Source organism: Streptomyces sp. NPDC045968 (assembly GCF_056430475.1).
Map to the genome: position 1 here is coordinate 1,257,684 of NZ_JBWKLF010000001.1, position 19,596 is coordinate 1,277,279.

General features: G+C 70.9%; 24 protein-coding genes. 15 read left to right on the forward strand and 9 right to left on the reverse strand.

Features of this window, described 5'->3' with window-relative positions:
* Positions 1-263 precede the first annotated feature (263 nt).
* Together AC07FA_RS05495 and AC07FA_RS05500 are read left to right on the forward strand one after the other, a co-directional pair.
* Positions 264-485 (forward strand): helix-turn-helix domain-containing protein, encoded by a 222-nt coding sequence (locus AC07FA_RS05495; RefSeq protein WP_328909431.1) that lies wholly within the window; start codon positions 264-266, stop codon positions 483-485.
* 152 nt (positions 486-637) lie between these two features.
* Positions 638-1,429, forward strand: a complete 792-nt coding sequence (locus AC07FA_RS05500; protein WP_479073353.1) for an enoyl-CoA hydratase/isomerase family protein — start codon at positions 638-640, stop codon at positions 1,427-1,429.
* 13 nt (positions 1,430-1,442) lie between these two features.
* Here AC07FA_RS05500 and AC07FA_RS05505 read toward each other — a convergent pair whose 3' ends face one another.
* Complete coding sequence (locus AC07FA_RS05505; protein ID WP_479073354.1) at positions 1,443-2,153, reverse strand: hypothetical protein; 711 nt, start codon at positions 2,151-2,153, stop codon at positions 1,443-1,445.
* Between the two features lie 93 nt (positions 2,154-2,246).
* On the opposite strand from AC07FA_RS05505, the gene AC07FA_RS05510 reads away from it, so the two are divergent.
* Genes AC07FA_RS05510 through amaP form a run of 5 tightly spaced genes read left to right on the forward strand, consistent with a single transcriptional unit; the run spans position 2,247 to position 4,564 of the window.
* Positions 2,247-2,717, forward strand: coding sequence for an Asp23/Gls24 family envelope stress response protein (locus AC07FA_RS05510; RefSeq protein ID WP_479073355.1), 471 nt, complete (start codon positions 2,247-2,249; stop codon positions 2,715-2,717).
* Positions 2,718-2,752: 35 nt separating this feature from the next.
* Positions 2,753-2,944 carry a hypothetical protein gene (locus tag AC07FA_RS05515; RefSeq protein WP_479073446.1) on the forward strand — a complete coding sequence of 64 codons (192 nt, stop codon included), beginning with the start codon at positions 2,753-2,755 and terminating at the stop codon, positions 2,942-2,944.
* Positions 2,941-3,294 carry an Asp23/Gls24 family envelope stress response protein gene (locus AC07FA_RS05520; protein ID WP_479073356.1) on the forward strand — a complete coding sequence of 118 codons (354 nt, stop codon included), beginning with the start codon at positions 2,941-2,943 and terminating at the stop codon, positions 3,292-3,294. The genes AC07FA_RS05515 and AC07FA_RS05520 overlap by 4 nt, the downstream gene beginning before the upstream one ends.
* On the forward strand, positions 3,291-3,980 hold the full coding sequence (locus AC07FA_RS05525; protein WP_479073357.1) for a DUF6286 domain-containing protein: 690 nt from the start codon (positions 3,291-3,293) through the stop codon (positions 3,978-3,980). The genes AC07FA_RS05520 and AC07FA_RS05525 overlap by 4 nt, the downstream gene beginning before the upstream one ends.
* Positions 3,981-3,985: 5 nt before the next feature.
* Positions 3,986-4,564, forward strand: a complete 579-nt coding sequence (gene amaP, locus AC07FA_RS05530; RefSeq protein ID WP_479073358.1) for an alkaline shock response membrane anchor protein AmaP — start codon at positions 3,986-3,988, stop codon at positions 4,562-4,564.
* Between the two features lie 27 nt (positions 4,565-4,591).
* Here amaP and AC07FA_RS05535 read toward each other — a convergent pair whose 3' ends face one another.
* The 5 genes from AC07FA_RS05535 to AC07FA_RS05555 form a co-directional block, all read right to left on the reverse strand.
* Positions 4,592-5,347: an SDR family oxidoreductase gene (locus tag AC07FA_RS05535; RefSeq protein ID WP_479073359.1), complete on the reverse strand. Its 756-nt coding sequence runs from the start codon at positions 5,345-5,347 to the stop codon at positions 4,592-4,594.
* Between the two features lie 4 nt (positions 5,348-5,351).
* Positions 5,352-7,145 (reverse strand): glycoside hydrolase family 15 protein, encoded by a 1,794-nt coding sequence (locus AC07FA_RS05540; protein ID WP_479073360.1) that lies wholly within the window; start codon positions 7,143-7,145, stop codon positions 5,352-5,354.
* 91 nt (positions 7,146-7,236) lie between these two features.
* Entirely contained in the window at positions 7,237-8,046 is an 810-nt protein-coding gene (locus AC07FA_RS05545) for an SURF1 family cytochrome oxidase biogenesis protein (protein ID WP_479073361.1), read from the reverse strand.
* A gap of 69 nt (positions 8,047-8,115) precedes the next feature.
* On the reverse strand, positions 8,116-8,349 hold the full coding sequence (locus tag AC07FA_RS05550; RefSeq protein ID WP_479073362.1) for a hypothetical protein: 234 nt from the start codon (positions 8,347-8,349) through the stop codon (positions 8,116-8,118).
* A 63-nt stretch (positions 8,350-8,412) separates the two neighbouring features.
* Positions 8,413-9,393, reverse strand: a complete 981-nt coding sequence (locus tag AC07FA_RS05555; RefSeq protein ID WP_479073363.1) for a DEDDh family exonuclease — start codon at positions 9,391-9,393, stop codon at positions 8,413-8,415.
* A gap of 194 nt (positions 9,394-9,587) precedes the next feature.
* Here AC07FA_RS05555 and AC07FA_RS05560 point away from each other — a divergent pair, with 194 nt between their 5' ends.
* The 4 genes from AC07FA_RS05560 (at position 9,588) to AC07FA_RS05575 (ending at position 13,079) form a co-directional block, all read left to right on the forward strand.
* The gene (locus AC07FA_RS05560) at positions 9,588-10,301 is read left to right on the forward strand and encodes a VIT1/CCC1 transporter family protein (protein WP_479073364.1); all 714 of its coding nucleotides are present in this window, start codon (positions 9,588-9,590) and stop codon (positions 10,299-10,301) included.
* Positions 10,302-10,422: 121 nt separating this feature from the next.
* On the forward strand, positions 10,423-11,319 hold the full coding sequence (locus tag AC07FA_RS05565) for a sterol desaturase family protein (protein WP_479073365.1): 897 nt from the start codon (positions 10,423-10,425) through the stop codon (positions 11,317-11,319).
* Complete coding sequence (locus AC07FA_RS05570; RefSeq protein WP_479073366.1) at positions 11,319-12,014, forward strand: lysoplasmalogenase; 696 nt, start codon at positions 11,319-11,321, stop codon at positions 12,012-12,014. The genes AC07FA_RS05565 and AC07FA_RS05570 overlap by 1 nt, the downstream gene beginning before the upstream one ends.
* 21 nt (positions 12,015-12,035) lie before the next feature.
* Complete coding sequence (locus AC07FA_RS05575) at positions 12,036-13,079, forward strand: zinc-dependent alcohol dehydrogenase family protein (protein WP_479073367.1); 1,044 nt, start codon at positions 12,036-12,038, stop codon at positions 13,077-13,079.
* Between the two features lie 80 nt (positions 13,080-13,159).
* On the opposite strand, the gene AC07FA_RS05580 is transcribed toward AC07FA_RS05575, so the two are convergent.
* Positions 13,160-14,698: a S8 family peptidase gene (locus AC07FA_RS05580; RefSeq protein ID WP_479073368.1), complete on the reverse strand. Its 1,539-nt coding sequence runs from the start codon at positions 14,696-14,698 to the stop codon at positions 13,160-13,162.
* Between the two features lie 300 nt (positions 14,699-14,998).
* On the opposite strand from AC07FA_RS05580, the gene AC07FA_RS05585 reads away from it, so the two are divergent.
* From AC07FA_RS05585 to moaA, 3 genes are all read left to right on the forward strand, one after another.
* The gene (locus tag AC07FA_RS05585) at positions 14,999-15,358 is read left to right on the forward strand and encodes a DUF485 domain-containing protein (protein ID WP_479073369.1); all 360 of its coding nucleotides are present in this window, start codon (positions 14,999-15,001) and stop codon (positions 15,356-15,358) included.
* Complete coding sequence (locus tag AC07FA_RS05590) at positions 15,355-16,995, forward strand: solute symporter family protein (protein ID WP_479073370.1); 1,641 nt, start codon at positions 15,355-15,357, stop codon at positions 16,993-16,995. Before AC07FA_RS05585 ends, AC07FA_RS05590 begins: the two co-directional genes overlap by 4 nt.
* A gap of 188 nt (positions 16,996-17,183) precedes the next feature.
* Positions 17,184-18,173 (forward strand): GTP 3',8-cyclase MoaA, encoded by a 990-nt coding sequence (gene moaA, locus AC07FA_RS05595; protein WP_479073371.1) that lies wholly within the window; start codon positions 17,184-17,186, stop codon positions 18,171-18,173.
* On the opposite strand, the gene AC07FA_RS05600 is transcribed toward moaA, so the two are convergent.
* Both AC07FA_RS05600 and AC07FA_RS05605 read right to left on the reverse strand, forming a co-directional pair.
* Positions 18,156-18,404, reverse strand: a complete 249-nt coding sequence (locus AC07FA_RS05600; protein ID WP_479073372.1) for a hypothetical protein — start codon at positions 18,402-18,404, stop codon at positions 18,156-18,158. The two genes, moaA and AC07FA_RS05600, sit on opposite strands and share 18 nt — an antisense overlap.
* A 220-nt stretch (positions 18,405-18,624) precedes the next feature.
* Positions 18,625-19,002 (reverse strand): DUF3099 domain-containing protein, encoded by a 378-nt coding sequence (locus AC07FA_RS05605; RefSeq protein ID WP_479073373.1) that lies wholly within the window; start codon positions 19,000-19,002, stop codon positions 18,625-18,627.
* 207 nt (positions 19,003-19,209) lie between these two features.
* Here AC07FA_RS05605 and AC07FA_RS05610 point away from each other — a divergent pair, with 207 nt between their 5' ends.
* On the forward strand, positions 19,210-19,488 hold the full coding sequence (locus AC07FA_RS05610; RefSeq protein WP_479073374.1) for a GlsB/YeaQ/YmgE family stress response membrane protein: 279 nt from the start codon (positions 19,210-19,212) through the stop codon (positions 19,486-19,488).
* The last annotated feature ends 108 nt before the right edge of the window (positions 19,489-19,596 follow it).

The window sequence follows — 19,596 nt, forward strand, 5'->3', positions numbered from 1 at the left end:
CTCGTACCTCGGCGTGGCGCCCGGCAGATACCTGCCGGGCGCACCCATTTGGGGCCGCCGGATGCCCACGGCCCTGACCTGGTGGTTCTTCCGGCCTCCTTCCCCGTCTACCCGCGCCGACCTGCGGAATCCAAGATTCCGTTCGTGTGGCCGCACTCCGGGACCGCGAAACCGCCCGCACAGACCTTGCCGAATGGGTGGCCAGGAAGCGCGGGAGGGGTGATCATGAGAGTCCAGAGCGCACTTCCTATGAGGAGGCACGGGTGGCCGAGACTCTGAAGAAGGGCAGCCGGGTTACCGGCGCCGCGCGTGACAAGCTCGCGGCAGACCTGAAGAAGAAGTACGACTCCGGTGCGAGCATCCGGGCGCTGGCCGAAGACACCGGCCGCTCCTACGGGTTCGTTCACCGGATGCTCAGCGAGTCCGGAGTGACGCTGCGGGGACGTGGCGGAGCGACACGAGGCAAGAAGGCCGCTACGGCCTGACCGTCGACAGAGGTCCGGGCGGTTCGTGGAACTGCCCCGGGGCTCACCGGAAATCGTGGTGGCCACCCGGCCGGCCGCAAGGTCGTCCGGGTGGTTACTGTTCAGTCACTTATCAGTGAAGTGCTGACAGCACCCCGATCCGGAGGCGTTCCATGACCTCGCTCGACTCTGTGCTCGACAAGGACGGCGTACGGCTCACCGTCGATGACGCGGTTGCCACAGTGACTCTCACCAACCCGGCCAAGCGCAACGCTCAGTCTCCCGCTCTGTGGCGGGCGTTGACGGAGGCCGGGCGGGCATTGCCCGGCAGTGTGCGGGTCGTCGTGCTGCGCGGCGAAGGCAAGTCCTTCTCCGCGGGGCTCGACCGGCAGGCGTTCACCCCGGAAGGGTTCGACGGTGAGCCGTCCTTCCTCGACATGGCGCGTGGCTCGGAGACCGAGCTCGACGCGACCATCGCCGAGTACCAGGAGGCGTTCACCTGGTGGCGCCGCAACGACATCGTGTCGATCGCGGCCGTCCAGGGCCACGCGATCGGTGCCGGCTTCCAGCTCGCCCTCGCCTGCGATCTGCGGATCGCGGCCGACGACGTGCAGTTCGCCATGCGCGAGACCAGTCTCGGTCTCGTCCCCGACCTCACGGGCACGCACCCCCTGGTGAACCTCGTGGGGTACGCCCGCGCGCTCGAAATCTGCGCCACCGGCCGCTTCGTGCACGCCGACGAGGCCGAGCGCACCGGCCTGGCGAACCTCGTCGTCCCCGCCGACCAGCTCGACGCGGCCGCCCACGACCTGGCCGCCGCGCTCCTGGCCGCCCCTCGCGACGCCGTCGTCGAGACCAAGGCCCTGCTGAGCGGCGCCGCCTCCCGTACGTACGAGGAGCAGCGCACCGCCGAGCGCGCGGCCCAGGGCCGCAGGCTGCGCGACCTGGCGGGCGTCACCGACTGAGAAGGCGTCTCCGTCAGCCCCGGGGGACCACGGCGGTGATGAGTACGCCCACCGGAGGGTGCCCCTCCAGCGCGGCCGTCACCGCCGTGCGCACCGCCTGAGCAACATCGAGCGCCCGGTGGTCCCCGGCCGTCGCCACCTCGATCCGGACGTGGTCCTCGCCCGTGTGCACAGCGCTGCCCAGGACCCGGGTCAGCGCCACGACACCGGGCACGGCCGCCGCGGTGGCGCCCGCCACCCCGTCCGCCCCCGCCGCGCGCACCTCGGCGGCCGGGGCCGGCGTCGGCCCGGGTGCCGTGTCCAGCAGTTCCGTCACCCGGAGGTCGACCTCGGTGACGACCATGCCGAGCCGCTGCCGTGACGCGTCCAGCAGCACCGAGCGCAGTGCCTCGGCCGTGGCGGGCAGCGGCTGGTCCGTCGTGGCCGAGAACTCCGCCTCGATCCGCAGCGGCCCCGCCGGATACGCGCTGGGAGGAGCGGGCACCCCGGCCCCTTCCTGCGCCGGACCGGGGTCCGCGTCGGGGTCCACCGGCCCGATCCTGAGCTTCCCCAGGACCGCCCCCGATCCAGCGGCGGCATCCCGGAGAACCGAGGCCGCCGCCCGTTCCGCGATCCACGTTCCGTCCCCGGGCCCCCCCAGAGGGAGCAACCGGCCCAGTCCGAGTCGTTGCCGCACGGAAGCCGTCCATCCATCGGCCCGCTGGGGGCTGTCAGCCGTCGTCATGGGGCCAGCCTGCCGCATCCACGGCGCGGAATGGGGCAAGCACGCTTAATGTGGGCAGCGAAGTCCAACCCTGTCCCGAAGGGAAGAGCGGCGATGACCGAGAGCCAGCAGCGCACCCCTGACAAGGAAACCGGTGGAGACGGCAGGACGCTGACCAGGCGTGGCGGGGGAGCCCCCGGCACCCGGGGCCGCACCACCATCGCCGACGGCGTCGTGGAGAAGATCGCCGGAATGGCCGCGCGTGACGTGGCCGGAGTCCATGCGATGGGCAGCGGCCTGTCGCGGACCTTCGGCGCGGTGCGCGACCGCGTGCCCGGCGGCAAGTCCGTCACCCGGGGAGTCAAGGCCGAAGTCGGCGAGTCGCAGACCGCGCTCGATCTGGAGATCGTCGTCGAGTACGGCGTGTCGATCGGTGACGTCGCCCGCGATGTACGGGAGAACGTCATCGCGGCGGTCGAGCGCATGACCGGTCTCGAAGTCGTCGAGGTCAACATCGCGGTCAGCGACGTCAAGCTGCCCGATGAGGAGGACGACGAGTCCGAGCCCGAGCCACGTCTTCAGTAGCCCTGCGCCGAAAGGCAGTTGAGGAGCGCACGATGATGAGCATGGCTGTGGTCGGCCTGTTGGCCGGCATGGCGCTGGGATTCGCCGGGTACTTCGGCGGATTCGGGGCCTTTCTGCTGGTGGCCGCGCTGGGCGCGGTCGGCTTCATCGCCGGCCGCTTCGTGGACGGTGACCTGGAACCCGGCGACTTCTTCCGGAGTCGCGAGCGCGGCGACCGGCGACGGTGACGGCGGTGAGTGACCGGGTCGCCGCCGCTGAGCGTGGGGAGACCCGGATCGCCGACCGGGTCGTCGCGAAGATCGCCGCCCAGGCGGCCAAGGAGGCGATCAGCGATCCGCCCGAGGAGGGCGCCGCGCCCCGCGCCACGGTCACCGTGCGCCGGGACGCGGCCCGCGTACGGGTCAGTCTGGAGCTGGGTTATCCGTCCGACATCGGCCGCCAGTGCGGGGCCGTGCGTCGTCATGTCGCGGAGCGGGTAAAGGCATGGGCGGGGATGGAGGTGCCCGAGGTGGCCGTACAGGTCGAGCGGCTCCACACCACAGGACCGGGCGCCGCGGCGCAGGGGAGGATCCGATGAGCGAGCCCCGGCACGGCGAGAGCAGCGGGAGCACACAGCGGCTGCCCACCGCCGACCCCCTGGCCAAGAGCGACGGCCGGGAACTGGACCAGTCGAGCTCGGCCGCCGGACACGACCCCGTGCCCACGCTGGAGCACGGCGGCAGGGCGGGCAGGTTCTGGTCCGCGCGCCGTATCCCCGCGACGGTCCTCGCCCTGGTGGTTCTGGGCGGCGCCGGACTCCTGCTCTACGACATCGCGGCGGTACGGGCCGACCACCCCGCCATGAGCTGGCGGCGCTCGCTCGCGGAGGAGCTGGACCAGCGGCCCCTGGACGACGTGTGGGTGCTGACCGGCGCCGCCGTCGCGGCGGCGATCGGTCTGTGGCTGCTCTTCCTCGCCGTCACCCCCGGACTGCGCGACCTGCTCCCGATGCGCCGCGAACACGCGGACGTCAGGGCGGGGCTCGACCGGACGGCCGCCGCCATGGTCCTGCGCGACCGGGCCGTCGAAGTGGCCGGTGTCCAGTCCGTGCGGGTCCGGATGGGCCGGAGCAAGGTGGCGGTGCGCGCGGTGTCGCACTTCCGTGAACTCGATGACGTACGGGCCGACCTGGACTCCGTACTGGGAACGGGCATCAAGGAGCTGGGCCTGGCCAAGCCGCCGAGCCTCTCCGTGCATGTCCGCCGGCCGGCGAAGAAGGGGTGAACCGCGTGCTCAGGACCGTCAACCGGATACTGCTCGGCCTGGCCGGGCTGGTGCTGGCCGTCGTGGGCGGCGCCGTACTCGCCGTGGGACTCGGCGCGAACCTGCCCTCCTGGTGGCCCTGGGACGGCAAGGACGACGTGCTGCTCAGCGAGGCCGACCGGTACCGCTGGCGCGACAGCGGCTGGTGGTGGCCGACGGTGATCGCGGTCCTCGCGGTCGTGGTCGTCCTCGCCCTGTGGTGGCTGCTGGCCCAGCTGCGCCGTGCCCGCCTCTCCGAGGTGCTGGTCGACAGCGGGGACGGCGAGGGGGCACTGCTGCGGGGCCGAGCCCTGGAGGGTGTGCTCTCCGACGAGGCGGGCACCCTGGACGGCGTCTCGCGCGCCCACGTCATGCTGACGGGCCGACGCTCCGCACCGCGGGCCAGGATCCGGCTGCTGATGGAGCCGCACGCGGCCCCGGACCAGGCGCTGCGCGGTCTCGCCGACGAGTCCCTGGCCCACGCCAGGGACTCCGCCGGGCTGGACGAGCTTCCGGCCGAGGTCCGTCTGAAGGCCGTCAAGCACCGTGCGGAACGGGTGAACTGACGCCCGCGCGGCCCCGGCGCGCGGCGGTCAGAAACCGTGCCGGGAGCCGCCGTCGACGGGGACCATGATGCCCGTCAGATACGAGGCGGCGGGGGAGAGCAGGAAGGCCGCGGTCTTCCCGAACTCCTCCGGCGTGCCGTAGCGGCGCAGCGGGATCCGGGCCTCGTTGGCGGCCCGGGAGGCCTCCGCGTCGCCGGACAGGGCGTCGAGCTCACGCACCCGGTCGGTGTCGATCCGGGCCGGCAGGACCCCCACGACCCGGATGCCGCGCGGCCCCAGCTCGTCGGCCAGCGACTTGGCGAAGCCCGCGAGGCCGGGGCGCAGACCGTTGGAGATGGTCAGGCCGGCGATCGGCTCGTGCACCGAGCCGGAGAGCACGAAGCCGATGACGCCGCCCTCGCCGAGCGCGGCGGCCGTCGTGCGGGCCAGACGTACCGCTCCGAGGAAGACCGATTCGAAGGCCGTCCGCCACTGCTCGTCGCTGTTGTCCGCGAGGAAGCCGGGCGCGGGACCGCCGACGCTGATGAGAATGCCGTCCAGCCGGCCGAACCGTTCCTTCGCGGTGTCCACGAGGAGCTGCGCGGCTGCCGGGTCGGCGTTGTCGGCGGCCAGCCCCACGGCGTCGGGCCCCAGTTCGGCGGCCGCCGCCGAGACGCTCTTCTCGTCCCGGCCGGTGATGACCACCTGCGCGCCGTCCGCGGCCAGGGCGCGCGCGGTGGCGTTGCCCAGCCCACGGGTCGCGCCGGTGACGATGTACACACGGTCCTTCAGTCCCAGATCCATGGCCCTATCCTGCCGGGTCCTGCGCGGCGAGTGCGACCGCGGTGTTCACCAGCCCGATGTGGCTGAACGCCTGGGGGTAGTTGCCGAGCTGACGGCCGGCCACCGGGTCGTACTCCTCGGCGAGCAGCCCCACGTCGTTGCGCAGTGCGAGCAGCCGCTCGAAGAGCTCCTCGGCCTCGGCGGCCCTGCCGGTCCGCAGCAGCGCGTCCGCAAGCCAGAACGAGCAGACGAGGAAGGTGCCTTCACTGCCCGGCAGCCCGTCGAGGGACACGCCGTCGGTGCTGTAGCGGCGCACCAGACCGTCGCTGCCCAGTTCGTCGCGCACCGCGTCGACCGTGCCGATGACCCGGGGATCGTCGGGCGGCAGGAACCCGGTCCGCACGATCAGCAGCGTGGCGGCGTCCAGCGCCTTGGACCCGTACGACTGCGTGAACGTGTTGCGCACGGGGTCGTAGCCCTTCTCGCAGACCTCCGCGTGCACGGCGTCCCGCATCGCCCGCCACCGGTCGGCGTCACCCGGCAGATCCGGTGTCTCCTCCAGGGAGCGCACCGTACGGTCGGCGGCGACCCAGGCCATCACCTTGGAGTGCACGAAGTGGCGGCGCTCCCCGCGGATCTCCCACAGGCCCTCGTCCGGTTCGCGCCAGGTGGACTCCAGGAAGCCGAGCAGGCTGAGCTGGAGCTTCCAGGCGTGCGACTTGTCCTCGAGACCGGCGTCCCGGGCGAGCCTGAGGGAGTCGATGACCTCTCCGTACACATCGAGCTGCCGCTGCCGTACCGCCTCGTTGCCCGTGCGGACCGGCCGGGAGTGCTCGTATCCGCGCAGCCACGGCAGCTCCGTCTCGGGGAGCCTGCGCTCCCCGGCCAGGCCGTACATGATCTGGAGGTCCGCCGGGTCCCCGGCGACGGCCCGCAGCAGCCAGTCCCGCCAGGCGGCGGCCTCGCCCAGATATCCGGCCGCGAGCAGGGCGCCGAGCGTCAGGGTGGAGTCCCGCAGCCAGCAGTAGCGGTAGTCCCAGTTCCGTACGCCACCGATGTCCTCGGGCAGGGAGGTGGTGGGGGCTGCCACGATGCCGCCCGTCGGGCCGTAGGTGAGGGCCTTCAGGGTGATGAGGGAGCGCAGGACGGCCTCGCGGTGCTTGCCCTGGTACGTGCACTGGGCCGACCACTCCGCCCAGTCGGACAGCGTGTGCTTGAGCGCCTTGTACGGATCGATCAGCTTTGGGCGCGGCGCGTGCGAGGCGTGCCAGGTGAGCACGAACGCCACCTGCTCGCCCTCGGCCACCGTGAACGAGGAGCAGGTGGAGAACTGCTGTCCCCAGGTCTTGACCGGCGGGTCGCTGCGCAGCCATACGGAGTCGGGGCCGGCGACCGCCACCCGGTGGCCGTGCGAGCGGCGCATCCAGGGCACGACGGAGCCGAAGTCGAAGCGCAGCCGCAGCACGGAGGCCATGTCCACGCTGCCGCTGACCCCCTCGACGATCCGCATAAGGTCCGGGGCCTTGTCGCGCTGGGGCATGAAGTCGGTCACCTTGACGGTGCCGGTCCGGGTCTCCCAGAACGTCTCCAGGACGAGGGAGTCACCCGCGTAGCCGCGTCGCGTGCAGGTCTCCGAGCTGTCCGTGCCCTGGGGTGCGATGCGCCAGTGGCCGTTGTCCTCGTCACCGAGCAGCGCGGCGAAACACGCGCCGGAGTCGAAGCGGGGCAGGCAGAGCCAGTCGACAGAACCGTTCCTGCCGACCAGGGCGGCAGTCTGGAGATCGCCGATGAGGGCGTAGTCCTCGATACGTGGAGTCACGCTCTGGCGTGTTCCCGAACCTGCGCCTTGTTAAGCAGACCAGGGTGGGCGGCCGCGCTTCCCGGACCGTCGCCTCGGCGGGCGCGACGCGTCAGACCGTCGCGCCGGCGGGCGCGGGCCGACCGGGTTCGTCGGCGCTCTCGCCCCGTGCCGCGGCCTCCTGGAGGTCGCGCTTCTCCCGGCGGACGAGAATCACCCAGCCGACCGGCACACCGGCGGCGAACAGCCACCACTGCACCGCGTAGGCCATGTGCGGGCCGATGGAGCTGTCGTCGGGGGAGGCGATCTGTTCGGGGGAGCCGCCGGAGGGCTCGGGGCCGGTCTGTTCGAGGTAGCCGCCGAGGACCGGCCGGCCCAGCAGCTCGGACTGCTGGTCGCTGTTGATCAGCATGACCTGGCGGTCCGGCAGACCCGACAGGTCCTTGATCCCGCTGCTGCCCGTCGTCTCGTCGGCCTTGAGCCGGCCGGTGACGGTCACCTCGCCGCGGGGCGGGGCCGGTACCTTCGGGAACGCCCGCTGGTCGCCGTCGGTCGCCACCCAGCCCCGGTTGACCAGGACGGTGCCGCCGTCCGTGAGGTCGAGCGGCGTCAGGACGTGTGCCCCGAGCCGGTCGTCATCGGAGGTCCGCCGCCGTACGACCACTTCGTGCGCGGTGTCGAACGTCCCGGTGGCGGTGACCGTGCGCCAGTAGTCGGCTCGCGGGACGGTGTGCCCGGGGGAGGTGAGCCCGGAGACCGGGACCGGCTCCGCCTTGAGGTTCTGGGAGATGAGCGCGTTCTGGGCGACCCGGTGCTGATGCCGGTGCAGTTGCCAGAAACCGAGCTCGACCATCGTCGGAATCAGGACGAGCGCGAGCAGGGTGAGGATCACCCACTGCCGGGTCAACAGGAAGCGGTACACCCCATGACGGTACAACCGGGTCATGGGGTGCGGTACGGAGGGGGTGGGGTGTGGGACTGGGACGGCCCGTCACACTTTGTCCACGATGCCCGCCTTTCCCTCGGCCCGGGCGCAGTGGGCGCCGCAGTACCAGTGGCCATCGGCCTCGATGCCCTGCCCGATGACCTGGACCCGGCAGTGCTCACAGATGGGTGCCATGCGGTGAATGGCGCAGGAGAAGCAGTCGAAGACGTGCACCGCGCCCTGCGCGTGCACCTCGAAGGACATGCCGTAGTCGTTTCCGCAAACCTCGCAACGTGCCATGCGCCACAGGGTGGGACGCGAGACGGCGGCGGGCGAGCGGGTGGCGGGCGAGTCGCGCCCGGTTCACTCCGATGACGGTGCCGGGGCCACGTCCCGCAACAGATGGGTGAAGGCGCTCTCCTCCAGGATCGGCGTGCCGAACGACTTGGCCTTGACCGTCTTCGACGTCGCGGCGTCCGGATCGTTGGTGACGAGCAGGCTGGTCAGTCTGGAGACGCTGGTCGCCACATGCAGCCCCGCCTCCACGGCGCGGTCCTCCAGCAGCTCGCGGTCGATGGAGGTGTCCCCGGAAAATGCCACCCTCATGCCCTGCATGAGAGGTTTGTCCGTCTCGTACCGTCCTGGATTCGGATACGGGCACGCCGGGAGCTTGCGTGAGGCCCGCCAGCTGTTCTGACCGTGCGAAGCCTGGTAGCCGACCCGGGGCGTGACCGGGGAGTCGGACCACTCGGTCAGCGGCCGGCATTCGAGCAGGGGCAGCCGCACTCCGCCGAGGGCCGCCGCGTGCAGACTCGGCCGGAACGCCTCGGCCAGCACCCGGGCGTCGTCGAGCGCGTGGTGGGCGCGCTGCTGCACCACGCCGAAGTGCGCGGCCAGCGACTCCAGCTTGTGGTTGGGCAGCGGCAGCCGCAGTTCCTTGGAGAGGGCGATGGTGCACAGCCGCTGTTCCACGGGAGCGACGGCCGAAGCCCGTGCGTACTCCCGGGCGATCATCGACCAGTCGAACGCCGCGTTGTGCGCGACGAGCACCCGGTCCGCCAGCCGCTCGGACAACTGCGCCGCCACCTCGGGGAAGAGCGGGGCGCCTTCCAGGACGTCGCTGGTCAGCCCGTGGATCCAGACGGGGCCCGGGTCCCGCTCGGGATTGACCAGCGTGTACCAGTGGTCCTCGACATTGCCCTGGGCGTCGAGCCGGTAGACGGCAGCGGACACTATCCGGTCGTCGCGGGCGAGTCCGGTGGTCTCCACGTCGACGACCGCGTACCCCTGTGGGTAGGCGGTCGGCCACGGCGCTGCGGTCTGACGGTCGTCGAGCATGGTCACAGAGAATACGGGCCGCGACTGACAGTCCCCTATTCGGCCGTCTCCGTGAACGGGCAAAAGCCGGGCGGCGGACGCGCCCCGCAGCCGCCCGGGCCCGGCGCGCACGAGCAAGTTCCGCGCGGCGGGGGCGGGTTCGACGGGCCCGGCGCCGCCGGTTCCTCGTCGGCGAACGGCCGCGGTGAGACCATCCCGGGGTGACGGACACACAGGTTCATGACGAAGCCCACGGCAAGGGACTCGGCGCGCGGCTGAACTGGCTCCGCGCCGCGGTCCTCGGCGCCAACGACGGAGTCGTGTCCACCGCCGGCCTGGTGGTCGGCGTCGCCGGAGCGACCGCCGACCGGGGCGCCCTGTTCACGGCCGGCCTGGCCGGGCTGCTGGCCGGGTCCATGTCGATGGCCGCCGGTGAGTACGTCTCGGTCTCCACCCAGCGCGACTCGGAGAAGGCCGCGCTGGCGACCGAGCGGCGCGAGCTGTCGGAGACGCCCGAGGCCGAACTCGCCGAACTCACCGGCCTGCTGGAGGGCAAGGGGCTGAGCGCGGAGGTGGCCCGTGAGGCCGCCCTCCAGCTGACCGAACGCGATGCCCTGCGCGCCCACGCCGAAGTGGAACTCGGCATCGACCCGGACGAGCTGACGGACCCCTGGCGCGCGGCGGGCGCGAGCTTCCTGGCCTTCACGGCGGGGGCGCTGCTGCCGCTGCTCGCGATCCTGCTGCCCCCGGCCTCGCTGCGGCTGCCCGTCACCGTGCTGTCGGTCATGGCCGCGCTGGCGCTGACGGGATGGTGGAGCGCCCGGCTGGGAGCGGCGGCACCGGGCCCCGCCGTCCTGCGCAACACAGGCGGGGGAGCGGTGGCGATGGCGGTCACGTACGCGGCGGGGGCGGCGCTCGGAGCGGCGGGTGTGTGAGCGGCTCGGTCGCCCGCGGCCGCTCTTGGCGGAAGTCTCCAAAGACTGCTGACACCACGTCTCGCATACTTGTGGGTAACAACGTCTAGCGGCGGCCGACCGGCGCCTCTACGGTGCTCGCATGGAGCCGAACCTGCCCGATGTCGTGCTGTGGTCAATACCGGCCTTCGTCCTGCTCACCGTGGTCGAAATGGTCAGTTACCGGTTCCATCCGGACGAGGACGCCGCCGGATACGACACCAAGGACGCCGCCACCAGCGTCACCATGGGGCTCGGCAGCCTGGTCTTCGACCTGCTGTGGAAAATACCCATCGTCGCGATCTACACCGCGGTCTACGAACTGACCCCGCTCCGCGTCCCCGTCCTGTGGTGGACGGTCCTGCTGATGCTGCTCGCCCAGGACTTCTTCTACTACTGGTCCCACCGCGGCCACCACGTCATCCGGATTCTCTGGGCCTGCCACGTGGTCCATCACTCCAGCCGGAAGTTCAACCTCACCACCGCGCTCCGCCAGCCCTGGACCTCGCTCACCGTCTGGCCGTTCTACGTCCCCCTCATCGCCCTCGGGGTCCACCCGGCGGCGCTCGCCTTCTGCTCCGCCGTCAACCTCGTCTACCAGTTCTGGGTGCACACCGAGCGCGTCGGCAAACTGCCCAGGCCCTTCGAGTACGTACTCAACACGCCCTCCCACCACCGGGTGCACCACGCCTCCCAGGGCGGCTATCTGGACCGCAACTTCGGCGGCATCCTGATCGTCTGGGACCGCCTCTTCCGGTCGTTCACCCCCGAGACCGAGCGGCCCGTCTTCGGTCTGACCAAGAACATCGCCACGAACAACCCGCTGCGCGTGGCGACCCACGAATACGCGGCCATCGCCCGTGACGTCCGGGCGGCGCGCACCTGGCGCGAGCGCGCCGGACGCGTCTTCCGGGGACCGGGCTGGCAGCCCGCGGCCACCGGCGCCGTCACCGCCGCCCCCGTCACCGCCTCCGCGGCCGCCGCCCCGGAAAGCACCTGATGAGCACTCCCGCCCCGCGCCGGGACCGGCTCGTCCGCCCCCTGTTCCTCGCGTTTCTCGCAGCCGCGGCCGTCGACCTCATCGGGGTGGCGGCCGACGTTCCCGCCGCGCACCTCGTCGCCAAACCCCTCCTGATGCCGCTGCTCGCCGCGTACGCCGCGGCCCGGGGCGGCCCCCGGCCGCTCGTCGCCGCGCTGCTGTTCGGCTGGGGCGGCGACATCCTGCTGCTGCCCGGCCACGACGTCGCCTTCCTCCTCGGCATGGGCTCCTTCGCCGCCGGTCACATCTGCTACCTGTGGCTGTTCGGCCGTGCCCGCGGCTCGGTGGCCGCCGGCCTCGGATACGCGGCCGTGCTGACCGGCTTCCTCGTGCTGATCTGGCCCGGCCTCCCCGCGGACCTGCGGATTCCGATGGCCGGCTACAGCCTGCTGCTCACCGCCATGGCCTGGCGGGCGGGCACCCTCGGGCGGTACGCGGCACTCGGCGGGGCACTCTTCCTGCTCTCCGACGCACTGATCGCCACCGGTATCGCCGAGTGGCCCCAGCTGCCCGCCCCCGACTTCTGGATCATGCTGACCTACCTCGCCGCCCAGTACCTCCTGACCATCGGGACACTTACGCACCACGGGTATCCGACGGGAAGCGGCCCGGACGGCGGCAGCGGGGCGTACCGTGAGCGGAGTATCAGAATCTGAGATCAGCGAGGACCCCACCGCATGCGCGCCACCGTCATCCACGCTCCCCACGACATCCGTGTGCAGGAGGTGCCCGACCCCACGATCCAGCAACCCACCGATGTGGTGCTGCGGGTCCTGCGGGCCTGCATCTGCGGCAGCGACCTGTGGGCCTACCGGGGTGAATCCCCCCGGCAGCCGGGCCAGCGCATCGGACACGAATTCCTCGGCATCGTCGAGGAGGCGGGTCACGAGGTCAACGGCTTCGCGCCCGGCGACCTCGTCGTCGTCCCGTTCGTCTGGTCCGACGGCACCTGCACGTACTGCGCGGAAGGTCTCACCACCTCCTGCCCGCAGGGCGGCTTCTGGGGGTCGGGCGGCTCCGACGGCGGCCAGGGCGAAGCGGTCAGGGTGCCGTACGCCGACGGAACCCTCGTCAAGCTCCCGGCCGCAGCCGCGTCGGACGACCGGCTGCTCACCTCGCTCCTGGCCCTCTCCGACGTGCTGGGCACCGGCCACCACGCCGCCGTCGGCGCGGGTGTGAGGCCCGGCAGCACGGTCGCCGTCGTCGGTGACGGAGCGGTCGGCCTGTGCGGCGTCATGGCCGCCAAGCGGCTCGGTGCCGAGCGGATCATCGCGCTCGGCCGCCACAGTGCCCGTACCGACATCGCCCGCGCCTTCGGAGCCACGGACGTCGTCGCCGAGCGCGGCGAAGCGGCCCTCGCCGCCGTACGGGAACTGACCCGCGGCGAAGGCGCCCCCTGCGTGATCGAGGCCGTCGGCACCGAGCAGTCGATGCGTACGGCGATCGACATCGTCCGCGACGGCGGCGCCATCGGTTACGTCGGCGTCCCGCACGGCAGCGGCACCGGAATCGACCTCGACGTCATGTTCGACCGGAACATCGCCCTGCGCGGCGGCGTCGCCCCCGTACGGACGTACATTCCGGAGCTGCTCCCCGACGTACTGGACGGCACCATCGACCCGTCGCCCGTCTTCGACCTGACCGTCGGCCTCGACGGGGTGCCCGGAGGCTACAAGGCGATGGACGAGCGTACGGCCCTGAAGGTGCTCATCAAGCCGTAGGCCGTGCCTCCTGGGCACAGGACATGAGGAAGGGCCGGGGACCGCCGTCCCCGGCCCTTCCTCATGTCACTCCGGCCGGGTCAGCGGCGTACGGCGTCCAGCGCGTCCACGACGCCGGCTCCGTAGAAGCCGTTGTACTGGGTGCCGCCTTCGCAGACCGCGTCGACCGTGCCGTCACCGTCGATGTCGTACGGCGCTCCGCACGCGGTGGCATCGGCCTCGTGCGTCAGCAGCGCCTTCACCTGGTACGCCGAGGCGTACGGGTGGGTCGACTTGATCAGGGCCACGACACCCGCGACGTGCGGGGACGCCATGGACGTACCGGCCTTGTAGCCGAACTTGCCCCCGGGCAGCGTGGACAGGATCAGTCCGCTGGTGGCCGGCGGCGCGGGCGTCTGGAATCTCGTCGAGTCGCCACCGGGAGCGGCCACGTCGATGACACCGAGACCGTAGTTCGAGTACGAGGACTTCAGGCCCTTGGCACCCGTCGCGGAGACGGTCACGACACCCGGCAGCATGGTCGGGATGTCGAGGCACACCGACGGGTCGATCGTGCGGGTGACCGGCTGCGTGTCGTTCGGGCTCGTCGTGTCCTCTATCGCGTCGACGGCCAGGTCGTGGTCCGAGTTACCGGCCGCGGCGACATTGACGGTGCCCTTGCGCTCCGCGTAACGCGAGGCACGGCCGACCGCCTCGACCAGGGCACTCTGGTCGGGGTCGTTCTTGCAGTTGAACAGCCAGGGGTCGGTGTAATAACTGTTGTTCGTCACCTCGACGCCCTGCTCGGCCGCCCACATGAAGCCGCACACGACGGCCTCGGTGTAGAAGAAGCCGCTCGGGGTCGACACCTTGATACCGGAGACCTTGACGCCGGGCGCGACACCGGTGACACCGACGCCGTTCTTCGCCGCCGCGATGGTGCCGGCGACGTGCGTGCCGTGGTCGCTCTCGCCGGGCCCCGGCCGCCAGGAACCCTCGGTGGTGTCCGGCGCACCGGTCACACAGTTCGCCGAGGCCGCACGGTCGAAGTTCGGCGCGAGGTCGGGGTGTGTGTCGTCGACACCCGTGTCGATGACCGCGACCGTGACCCTCTTGCTGCCCTCCGAGACCTGGTGGGCCTTGTCCGCCTTGATGGCGGGCAGATCCCACTGCAGGGGCTCCAGCGGGTCCTGATCCGCCGTCGCGTCGGCCGCGGCGGCGGCCGCCTGGTCGGGGTCGAGCGGCTGCGCCGCGCCGCCCACGTCCTTCGTCGCCTGGGGCACGATCGGGTTGGTGCGCGTGGCACCGGCCGAGGAGACGCCCCTGACCTGACGGATCGTCCTGGCGAAGTCCGGATTCTGCGAGTGGACGACGATGACGCCGATCCGGTCGTAGGAGATCACGACCGTGCCGCCCGCGGCGGCAATGGCCTTCTTGACCTGCTTGACCGCTCCCGAGCCGGTCTTGGTGTTCACGACATAGGACAGCTTCGGCCCGTCGGTCGAGACCGCGGCGGTGGACGGTCCGTCCGTCGGAGCGGCCGATGCCGCCGCCGTCGGAAGGAAGCCCAGCGAGGCGGTGAGTGCAAGTCCGACGGGCAGCGCGAGTGCGCGAGTCCGTCTGGATGCCAGATGAGCCATGGGTTCTCCACATCATCCGTGCCAGTCGACCGGACACGGGTGCGTCCGGTCGAGTACATGACGAGTGAAGTTATCGCTGATGATCCCGGCGCATCAATGACTAAGGGCAAGTGAGTTCGACCCGTGTTGTTACGGACATGCGGCCAAAGAGGTGAGCCGGAGAGAGGGACAGCAGCGGTGAACCGCTTCGCACCGCTCTCCGTGCCGTTGTCAGGGGAGTCGTACCACCGCCCCCCGATACAGAGGTCCCCCTTGAACAACACCTTTCCCACCACCGCACCCGCGTCGCGAGGAGATTCCGTGGCTACCGATGCACCCCCGCCCGAGGCCAGTACGGGGCCTGCCCAACCCACCACCGAGGCCTTCATCGAGGTGCAGGAGAGCGCGGAGTTCGGTGACCTGCGCCGCTCGCACCGCGCCTTCGCCTTCCCCCTGACCATCGCCTTCGTGCTCTGGTACCTGCTGTACGTGCTGATGTCCAACTACGCGGGCGACTTCATGGGCACCAAGGTCGTCGGCAACATCAACGTGGCCCTCGTCTTCGGGCTCCTCCAGTTCGTCACCACGTTCCTCATCGCCTGGCTCTACTCGCGCCACGCCTCCACCCAGCTCGACCCGAAGGCCGCAGCGATCAAGTCCCGTATGGAGGCCGACGTATGAGCGCCGCCGCTATCGCCCACCCCAGCGTCCAGCTCGCCGCCGAAGGGGCGAGCGAGCACCGGTCACTGATCATCACCCTGTTCGCCGTGTTCGTCGTGGCCACCCTGTTCATCACCGTCTGGGCCGGCCGCCAGACCAAGAGCGCCTCGGACTTCTACGCGGGCGGACGCCAGTTCACCGCCTTCCAGAACGGCCTCGCGGTCTCCGGCGACTACATGTCCGCCGCGTCATTCCTCGGCATCGCGGGCGCCATCGCGCTCTTCGGATACGACGGCTTCCTCTACTCCATCGGCTTCCTGGTCGCCTGGCTCGTCGCCCTGCTGCTGGTCGCCGAGCCGCTGCGCAACTCCGGCCGCTACACGATGGGCGACGTCCTCGCCTACCGCATGCGCCAGCGCCCCGTCCGGACCGCCGCGGGCACCTCGACGATCGTCGTCTCGATCTTCTACCTGCTGGCCCAGATGGCCGGCGCGGGCGTCCTCGTCTCCCTGCTGCTCGGCATCACCAGCGACGGCGGCAAGATCGCGATCGTCGCCCTGGTCGGCCTGCTCATGATCGTGTACGTCACCATCGGCGGCATGAAGGGCACCACCTGGGTGCAGATGGTCAAGGCAGTCCTCCTGATCGCGGGCACCCTGCTCATCACCTTCCTGATCCTGCTGAAGTTCGACTTCAACGTCTCCGACCTGCTCGGTACGGCGGCGAGCAACAGCGGCAAGGGTTCGGCCTTCCTGGAGCCCGGCCTGAAGTACGGCGCCACCGGTACGTCGAAGCTGGACTTCATCTCGCTCGGCATCGCCCTGGTCCTCGGCACCGCGGGCCTGCCGCACATCCTGATCCGCTTCTACACCGTGCCCACCGCCAAGGCCGCCCGTAAGTCCGTGAACTGGGCCATCGGCATCATCGGCGCCTTCTACCTGATGACGATCGTGCTCGGCTTCGGGGCCGCGGCCCTGCTCAAGCCCGACGACATCATCGCGTCGAACAAGGCGGGCAACACTGCGGCCCCGCTGGCCGCCCTGGAGATCGGCGGCGGCGCGGGCTCCACCGGCGGCGCCATCCTGCTCGCCGTGATCTCCGCGGTGGCCTTCGCCACGATCCTGGCCGTCGTCGCCGGACTGACCCTGGCGTCCTCGTCGTCCTTCGCGCACGACATCTACGCCAACGTCATCCGCAGGGGCAAGGCCACCGAGAAGGAGGAGGTCCGCGCCGCACGGTGGGCGACCGTCGCCATCGGTGTCGTCTCCATCGCGCTCGGCGCGCTCGCCCGCGACATGAACGTCGCCGGCCTGGTCGCCCTCGCCTTCGCGGTCGCCGCCTCGGCCAACCTGCCGACGATCCTCTACAGCCTGTTCTGGAAGCGCTTCACCACCCAGGGCGCCCTGTGGTCCATCTACGGCGGTCTCGCCTCGTCCGTCCTGCTGGTGCTGTTCTCCCCGGTCGTCTCCTCCAAGCCGTCGTCGATGTTCCCCGGTGTCGACTTCGCGTGGTTCCCGCTGGAGAACCCGGGCCTGATCTCCATCCCGCTGGGCTTCCTGCTCGGCTGGGTCGGCTCCCTCATCTCGAAGGAGGAGCCGGACAAGGGCAAGTACGCCGAGCTGGAGGTCAAGTCCCTCACCGGCGTCGGAGCCCACTGAGAGAAGGAGTTCACGGGGCCGTTGCGCTCCGGCTCCGCCCCATCGGCCCGGCCGCGTCGTAGAGTCCTACGACGCGGCCGCGCCGCACCTCGTGGCAATCGGTCCCCCGTCGATGTCGGAGGTCTCGCGTAGGCTCGGAACTGTCAGAACCGCGAATCGCGGGACATCACCGGGGGAGGGGGTCCACAGTGCTCATCGACACCTATGGCCGGGTCGCCACCGACCTGCGCGTATCGCTGACGGACAAGTGCAATCTGCGGTGCACCTACTGCATGCCCGAAGAGGGCCTGCAATGGCTCTCCAAGACCGAGCTGCTGAGCGACGACGAGATCGTCAGGCTCATCCGGATCGCCGTCACCGGCCTCGGCATCACCGAAGTCCGCTTCACCGGCGGCGAGCCCCTGCTCCGCCCCGGCCTCGTCTCCATCGTCGAGCAGTGCGCCGCCCTGGAGCCCCGCCCCAGAATGTCGCTCACGACCAACGGCATCGGACTCAAGCGCACCGCCGCCGCCCTCAAGGCGGCCGGTCTGGACCGGGTCAACGTATCCCTGGACACGCTGCGCCCCGACGTCTTCAAGACGCTCACCCGCCGTGACCGCCATCAGGAGGTGCTCGACGGACTCGAAGCGGCCCGCGACGCCGGCCTCACCCCCGTCAAGGTCAACACCGTGCTGATGCCCGGCCTCAACGACGACGAGGCGCCGGATCTGCTGGCCTGGGCCGTGGCCCACGGCTACGAGCTCCGCTTCATCGAGCAGATGCCGCTCGACGCCCAGCACGGCTGGAAGCGGGACGGGATGATCACAGCCGGTGACATCCTCGCCTCGCTGCGCACCCGCTTCACGCTCACCGCCGAGGGCGAGGACGCGCGTGGCTCCGCACCGGCCGAGCGCTGGACCGTGGACGGCGGACCGCACCGCGTGGGGGTCATCGCCTCCGTCACCCGGCCGTTCTGCCAGGCCTGCGACCGCACCCGCCTCACCGCCGACGGCCAGGTCCGCACCTGCCTCTTCGCCCGCGAGGAGACGGACCTGCGCGGCGCGCTGCGCTCGGCGGCCCCCGACGAGGAGATCGCCAGGATCTGGAAGCTCGCGATGTGGGGCAAGAAGGCCGGCTCCGGACTGGACGATCCGTCCTTCCTCCAGCCCGACCGCCCGATGTCAGCGATCGGCGGCTGAGGACTCCCACTCCGCCAGGGTCACGACATCCTTCAGGAATCCGCGTACGTCGAGGAACGACGAGAGATGCTGCCGGTGCTCGTCGCAGGCCAGCCAGGTCTTGCGGCGCTCGGGGGTGTGCAGCTTCGGATTGTTCCAGGCGAGCACCCACACGGCGGCGTCGCGACAGCCCTTCGCGGAACAGATCGGCGAAGGGGCGGCGCTCTCGGCGTGGGTCTCGAAAAGGTTCACGTGCTCCACCCTAAGTCAGCTGTTCCAGCAGCCGACCGACGCATCCCCGCCGGAGAAATGGCGACGCCGAGCAGCCACGGGGGGAGCTGCCCGGCGTCGGTCCGTCGCTCCGACGGGGGATGCGGAGCGCGTACGAAGTATGCCACGGGGACCGGGGTGCGGTGCACCGGAACCTCATGATTGATCTGAGCTGTTCTTGAGCTTCCTGGACGCCGCAGGCTCAGCCGTGCGCGTGCGGAAACGGAGTCTCTCCGGCCGGTCCCGCTTCCCCGTCGGCTGCCGTCCGGCCCGCCACCGGAGCGGCATCCAGAGCGGGCCGCATCGGCGTGGGAACGAAGGTCGAAGGGAGTGAAGTCGCGCTCTCCCGGCCCGCGTTGGCGATGACGACCGCCACATAGGGGAGCAGGACACCCAGAGCCAGCGCCACGATGGCCACATGCCTCTCGACGTTCCACAGGACGGCCGACAGCACCACCGCGACGGTCCGCACGGACATCGAGATCACATAGCGCCGCTGCCTGCCCCGTACGTCCTCGGCGAGGCCCTGCCGCGCACCCGTGATACGGAAGACCTCCGCGCCGCCTTGCTTCCGCATCATGTTCCACCACCAGATCGCTGTGCCGGACACTCCCCGGACCGGGCCGCCTCTACGGTACGCCGGGCGTGCGCCGAGTTCGAGACCGGGGCGGCTCCACGTGCGTCACCACTCCCGGGTACCCCGTACGGACCCCTCCGGCATGCGCCGTACAGGCACCGCGCGGAGACTGGGCGAACGTGCGCAGACTGCGCCGCACGAGGAGGCGAAATGAGCTGGTTGTGGGCAATCATCGTGGGCCTGGTGCTCGGTGTGATCGCCAGGGCGATCCTGCCGGGCAAGCAGGACATCCCGCTCTGGCTGACGGTTGTGTTCGGCATCATCGGCAGTGTCCTCGGCAATGCCGTCGCGACGTGGATCGGTGTCAATGACACCAAGGGCATCGACTGGATTCGTCACGTACTGCAGCTGATCGGCGCCGTGGTGGTCGTCGGCGTGGGAGACATGCTCTGGGCCTCGGTCCGTGGCCGCGGCCGACGGAGAACCTGACCGATTCGACGGCGCGGCATCGGGGGGGGGGAGGGGGAGGGGGGGGGGGGGGGGGGGGGTGGGGGGGGGGGGGGGGGGGAGGTGTGGAACGAGGTTGAAGGATGGTAG